General features: G+C 41.6%; 8 protein-coding genes. 2 read left to right on the top strand and 6 right to left on the bottom strand.

Features of this window, described 5'->3' with window-relative positions; all coding sequences use genetic code 11:
- Window positions 1-247, top strand: a 247-nt coding sequence (locus tag PsAD37_RS28600; RefSeq protein ID WP_206600092.1) for a hypothetical protein, incomplete at its 5' end; no start/stop codon positions are given.
- Between the two features lie 29 nt (window positions 248-276).
- Here the strand turns inward: PsAD37_RS28600 and PsAD37_RS19830 are convergent.
- From PsAD37_RS19830 to PsAD37_RS19810, 6 genes are read right to left on the bottom strand one after another with little or no spacing between them, the layout of a single operon-like run.
- The gene (locus PsAD37_RS19830) at window positions 277-882 is read right to left on the bottom strand and encodes a glycosyltransferase family 29 protein (RefSeq protein ID WP_063297607.1); all 606 of its coding nucleotides are present in this window, start codon (window positions 880-882) and stop codon (window positions 277-279) included.
- 37 nt (window positions 883-919) lie between these two features.
- Window positions 920-1,612 (bottom strand): hypothetical protein, encoded by a 693-nt coding sequence (locus PsAD37_RS27775; RefSeq protein ID WP_084407980.1) that lies wholly within the window; start codon window positions 1,610-1,612, stop codon window positions 920-922.
- A gap of 58 nt (window positions 1,613-1,670) precedes the next feature.
- Complete coding sequence (locus tag PsAD37_RS19825; protein ID WP_063297606.1) at window positions 1,671-2,639, bottom strand: polysaccharide pyruvyl transferase family protein; 969 nt, start codon at window positions 2,637-2,639, stop codon at window positions 1,671-1,673.
- Window positions 2,639-3,721 carry an ELM1/GtrOC1 family putative glycosyltransferase gene (locus PsAD37_RS19820; protein WP_208991989.1) on the bottom strand — a complete coding sequence of 361 codons (1,083 nt, stop codon included), beginning with the start codon at window positions 3,719-3,721 and terminating at the stop codon, window positions 2,639-2,641. Before PsAD37_RS19820 ends, PsAD37_RS19825 begins: the two co-directional genes overlap by 1 nt.
- Window positions 3,696-4,622 (bottom strand): glycosyltransferase family 2 protein, encoded by a 927-nt coding sequence (locus PsAD37_RS19815; protein WP_063297604.1) that lies wholly within the window; start codon window positions 4,620-4,622, stop codon window positions 3,696-3,698. The genes PsAD37_RS19820 and PsAD37_RS19815 overlap by 26 nt, the downstream gene beginning before the upstream one ends.
- 29 nt (window positions 4,623-4,651) lie before the next feature.
- On the bottom strand, window positions 4,652-5,446 hold the full coding sequence (locus PsAD37_RS19810; protein WP_063297603.1) for a glycosyltransferase family 2 protein: 795 nt from the start codon (window positions 5,444-5,446) through the stop codon (window positions 4,652-4,654).
- A 208-nt stretch (window positions 5,447-5,654) separates the two neighbouring features.
- Between PsAD37_RS19810 and PsAD37_RS19805 the strand changes: the two genes are divergently transcribed.
- Window positions 5,655-5,778 (top strand): transposase (locus tag PsAD37_RS19805; RefSeq protein WP_193778219.1); only part of this gene is annotated, 124 nt, incomplete at its 3' end.

Here is a 5,778-nt window from a genome sequence, read left to right as displayed (position 1 = left end):
AGACTTAGCTCTGGACTTACAACAACCAACGGCCCAACATGGCCATCGGCGGCATCTCGCCCGCAACAAAACTGAAACTGGCTGCATAACTCTAATGCAAAACTCCTCCATAAATGGGGGGATTACCACAGCAGACGTGGTCTGGGACGGTTTTTCATTCGACAATCAGAGCTATGGAAGGACCGGAAGAATTCGACCACCAACTCATGCCAGCACTGCTAAACTGGTTGGTGCCGCTCAGTTTTAGATGTCGAGTTTAGGTTCAATTACAAATTCTTAAGTACTAAAATATTTTTTTATAGAAGCTGAGAGTTTCCATTCATTTGCTTCGATGTTGTATTCCAAAGAGCAATCTTTGAGGGACCAGCCTTTAGTTATTATTATTTGTTGCAGTAATTTTTGCTCTCTTTGAAAATTGTGAGATCCAGTGTTATTTGATTTTTCATAAAAGCTCTTAGAGGCTTTAAAATCAAACCCATAGATGTCGACGCTAGCAGGATCACATTGGGCTAACAGATAGGTCACCATTGCACCGACCGAAGGACGTGCTTCCAATTCGTTGTTCAGTCTTTTCCATAGTGCTATTGGAAAAAAAAGATCTGTTGAACATCTATTTGTAAGCACGCGATTCTTTGGAGACATGCAAACTCTGTAGTCACAGTTGCTCTTTCTATAGATGTCTTTGACTAGCTTGAATGTGCTATAGCACCATACATTCGTGTTATGCCCAAAGCAGTTCTTCTGAGGAATGATCACCCCACGATTCATTCGGATTACAACATCGTGCGCATCAATTTCACTACCGTACTGGTAATTTAAAAGATTCATTGAATTACCAACTACGGCAACAGATTTCTGAGCAAAGTATCTTTTAAGCTGCATGACGGACTTTTACCAAAACAGAGCCAGTGTTTAATACCTAACTTGGAATACCAGAATTGATCACATTCTGAAATTCCAAGTCAATTGCATTGACTTGGCTATCGGCGTCTCTTGGCATAACTCCTAAAACAGAGTTTAAATCACTCACATAGCCGTGGATTTGTTGTCGTATGCAGCTATTAATATAGTCTGGAAATACACCTGCATCGTGAAGTTGTTTCTCAGTTGTAGGTGTTTTTCTTGGGTATTGGTAGAGATTCTCAATAACCAAACCACAAGCGGGGCGCGGATTATAGTATGCGTCAAAATTTCTTACATAAACTATGTCGATAACTTTTGGACCGATTCCTGCTTTATAAAGGCGGTCTGCACTAACATAGTTTTCTGCGGTACGTAGTGATACTTCTTTTTTGTAAATCTGACGCCAATCTCCAAGTGTATATCGTTCACTTTTAAATGGATGATCCGCTTCTAGAATTTGGCTTCTGGACGGTGCTCCTTTAGAAATGCAATGGCAGAATCCATCAAACGAATGCAATAGCTTTATTTGTAGAGAGGGTAAATAAAATGACCAAGAAGCAACGTTTGATTGGAGCGGTCTGCCGTCTATTTTTATTCGTTTCCTGAGTATACGATTTGGCTTTGGAATTTTAATTGTGTTGAGAATAATGATAACCAAATCTCCAGAAACAATTTTAACCTTAATCCTCTGAAGTTGGATCAGGCACATTTTTATTAGACATTATGCGTCAAGATTTATGGCAACGAAATAAGTCGACTTGAGCAAATTAGCAAGTGCAAACCTCATCAAACATTTTTTGAGATTGCCTTGATATTTTTTCTAAATTTTCTTCTAGGTTCTGTTGCTCTTGCTTGCTCCACCTCCAATTTTCTGCCGAGGCAGCTATAAGTTGGGTGGCATCAGGGAATACGCGCTCTGTGTTTAGACCTAAATCTTGCAGCAAATATGTGATCTTCTGCGTGTTGGATGCGACTGAAATAAATGGAGTTCCAGCGCAAAGTGATAGGCAAGCACCATGGAAACGACCTGTAATGTATAATTCTCGTGAACCAAGAAACGCAGACAGCTCGATTTCGTCGTTAAAGCAAGTGTAGCGTTTTATGCTACAAATCATTTGGTATCGAAAGTCTTTAATCGGGTGAGGTGTTATTGGAGACCTAAAGCGAGGGCGAACGCTGGCAAAGTAATTTTCTCCGTTAGCGCTCTTGAAACCATCATATAGGGCTCGTGTTGTTTGTCTCCGTAAAGCATCTCCCCATGCAACTCCACTACGCTTTGCGATTGATGTCCTCGGACGGGAACTAACGAGACTTAAGTCGGGGCAGAACTGTGCGTCAATACCTTGAGATGACAGGTTGCTTTGGCTGATCGTATCTCTTAACGAGACGTAGGACGCGTCTTTAAGAGACTGTGTCCATTCACTCGGGTTATCTTGCCAAATACTATTAATAATAGCGATGCGTTTAATATGCGCAAAATCATGAAAGACTCTGATGCAACGTTGCGCGTCTTCACCTCCGCTATGAAAGGAACCTTCTCCGTTTATTAGGATTAGGTCCGCTTTTTGAATTTGCTCAACAAAAGAAAAATCTTCCCACCATCGGTTCCCTACGCGAGAGGTCGCAACTAAATTGAAACCTCTTTTTGCCATCTCACGCCGGATCACTCGCGAAACGGCGCGGCACCCATGATGCCAAGTGTCGTAGGTATCATTCATTAAAACGTAATTTGTCATTATGCCGCTGCTCGGATATTTTTCTTATTTAGCTTGCGATGGACCGCAGAGAGGAAAGGAGTTTTCCAGGATACACTTGGAAACTGGAGTGATGCCAGTTCGATATAGTCTGAACTAATCGCATCAATGAGCATGATTTGATTGTTGCATAATTGCTCCTCAAGAAATCTGGAAATTCTTTCTTCCTTTGGAAGTGCGTGCTCATAAATTGCGACCGTCTTAGCTGAGGCTGCTAATGCTTCTGAGATCATTGAAACACTCTCGGCACTTATCAACGCTATTGCCGCATTGCTGAGCAAAAATCCCATACTCGGTACATCATTTTGATTGTAGAGGGCTAATTGGTCTACTTTTAAGCTCCTGTCTTGGATGTATTCTTGAATGATTTCTTCATTTCTCAATCCAGTTCTATGGGAAGTTGTAATCTTTAAAGTTAATCGATTTCTTTCTGCTGCAATAGCAGCAAGTGATAAAGTCTTTTCGTAGAAATTTCTAGAATATGTTAATGAGCCAGTGTCGCCCCCGAAGGCGACAAGTAAGTCATTGCGTTTTACCTTGGGGAGCAGTTTTTCCTCATCAATTGATGAGGGCGCACATGGAAGTTTAAACTCATCAACCTTTGTCACGTGACCTGGATGAGCAATTGTCATGTCTATTAAATTGTATGGAATCCGTTTGAGTTCACCGAGATGAATCGAAAAAGCTCCCAATTTGGAAAGATATACAGCTGGAAGTTCTCCTGCTCCCAATGTTGAAACAACAAATGCTCCATCGACTTCTTCTTTAGCTGGAATGTCGCCAACACAAAAGAAAGATGTAACGTGGTCCCAAATTTTGCTTTCGTGTTTTTGCTGAATAAGATGAAGATAAAGTGTTTCCAAGACTCTGCTACGGAACCTGATATCTACTACCTTGATTTCACCACCAAACTCGTTTTTTAACGCCTCTGCCAGCCCAAGAAGATTGTTTTGATCTCCCAAGATACTGCAGCGAACTACAAATATATCTTTTGATTTAGCTGGCATCTCGTTTCTTTCTTCCGATATCTTTTGATTTTTATGAGAAGCTGATCCGTCTGACATCTTTTTGAGAGAGCATCTCTTTTATGTAATGTTGAAGCTTTTGATTGGAGATTTCGGCTCTGGGAGACAATCGGTTGAAAATGTAGCTTAAAAATGGCTCGGAAAGATAAGCATCCAGCTTGCCGTTGTCTCGTAGCAGCTTCCAACGCGAGGAAAAAATTTGCTTTGTTAAGTTTCGTTTGGCTGTGTATGAAATGCCTGTTCTTTCCAACTGAAATAGAGCCGAAAAGAAGCGGTCATGGTGTTGTTGGGTTGTATTTTCACTTAAGTTATTACTTGTTTTGGGACGCAACCAATACACAACATCATGGATGTAGGCGAGCCGGTTAGCAGCTGCACACAAGCTTAGCGGCAAAGATTGATCCTGTATAAATATTCGTTCATCGGCCCCACCAGCTGTTCTCCATAGTTGAGAGTCAACAAGAAAGCCCATGTGTACGATCTGTTTTCGAGCGCAATAGGCCAATGGGTCTTTTGCAACAGTGACAAGTGAGCTGACATCGACGAGGGCTTGCGTCTGAAAACCACGTTTTGATTTTCCGAAAACAAGGGCTGCTCCAGTGTCTCCTGCAATGTTGAGTAAGGTGCGAGTACCATTGGAAGTGAGGAAGTCATCTGCGTCGAGTGGAATTAAGTAACTGCCGCTAGCATGCTTAGCAGCTTGATTAATTCGAACTGATGGACCACGATTTTGCTTGTTCTCAATTATCTTAATACGAGAATCTTTTGCTGCTTCAATCTTGAGAAATTCGATTGAACGATCAGATGAACAGTCATCTACAAAGATAAACTCCACCTGTGCGCCGTCTAAACCACTTTGGTTTTGTAAACACTGGATTGTTTGTGGAAGTTCTTGTTCCTTATTATATACGGTTAATAAATAACTGATGAGCGGCTTCACGATGGTACCTGTACAAACCTACATATGTTTCATCGCTCCTTATTAGCCTTTTTTGCCCTTTCGATCAATTGATACTGGTAATATTTAGCTAGTCTAACGAACCTGGAATAGGCATAGTTGTGAGCATCTACGATGCCCCATAGCCCATAAAACACACCTCTACGTATAAAATAGCTTTTCAAAAACGCGAGAGGGAATTCTGTCAGTAATCTCAGCGGTGATATTCGTCGTCCTCTGGAAATCATATCGTGAACTTGCATATCAGAATAGCGGTTGAATTTTTCTACTGTAAACTGAATTGATCGTTGCGAGCGATGATCAACTTTGCCTTTTAATCTTGCTATCTTAGCTCCCTCATGTGGTCTCACTGTGTCGTGAACACTCGAGGATGAAAAACGACCTTTTTCTTTGTTGTAAAGACGATATTGCCAGTAACCATATGCCCACTTTTTTGCTGTCTTTTCATGCGGGAAAACGTCGACGATATGTACTTTGTAGATATCTGCACGCGGAGTTGATGTGAAAATTTCTGTGATCTCATCAGCTAGTTTTAAAGTGATTTCCTCATCGGCATCTATGTTGAGTAACCAAGTGTTTCTGCATTGATCTTCAGCAAAGCGCTTTTGTTTACCGTACCCGTCCCATTTATTGTAGATGACCTTAGCTCCAGCTTTTTCTGCAAGAGCGACTGTGTTGTCTGTTGAGCCTGAGTCTACAATAATTACTTCATCAACCAACGTTTTCACACTATTGATTGCCATCAAGATACGATCTTCTTCATCTTGGCTAATGATGAAGGCAGAGATTGGCAGGTTGTTGCTCAAGGGACTGTTCTCTAAGGTTCAAGTCGGATTTTACTTTTGCGATACATCTTGTACGACAGTTTTGCAACAAACTATAAAGTTGCTACAGTTTTGTAATGCTCTTATAAATTTAGGCTGCTCGTACAGAGCTGGCTCGGGAAATTTGGACAGGTTGTGAAAGTGGATTTAGCTCCTGAAACTGGCATGATGCCAAGAACAGGAGACCATCATGAGCAGACGTCCTCGCCGGAACCATAGCCCGGCTTTTAAAGCGAAAGTGGCACTTGCTGCTATTCGCGGAGAAAAAACCTTGAGTGAGTTAGCTCAGGACTTTGATGTGCACGCGAACCAGA

Source organism: Pseudovibrio sp. Ad37 (assembly GCF_001623075.1).
GTDB lineage: Bacteria > Pseudomonadota > Alphaproteobacteria > Rhizobiales > Stappiaceae > Pseudovibrio.
Note: the sequence above shows the minus strand (reverse complement) of the source record. Positions and strands in the feature narration are given on the sequence as shown.

Excerpts from the sequence above, each read along its gene's own strand:
- PsAD37_RS19830 (WP_063297607.1), bottom strand. The coding sequence starts at position 882 with ATGCAGCTTAAAAGATACTTTGCTCAGAAATCTGTTGCCGTAGTTGGT.
- PsAD37_RS27775 (WP_084407980.1), bottom strand. The coding sequence starts at position 1,612 with ATGTGCCTGATCCAACTTCAGAGGATTAAGGTTAAAATTGTTTCTGGA.
- PsAD37_RS19825 (WP_063297606.1), bottom strand. The coding sequence starts at position 2,639 with ATGACAAATTACGTTTTAATGAATGATACCTACGACACTTGGCATCAT.
- PsAD37_RS19820 (WP_208991989.1), bottom strand. The coding sequence starts at position 3,721 with ATGTCAGACGGATCAGCTTCTCATAAAAATCAAAAGATATCGGAAGAA.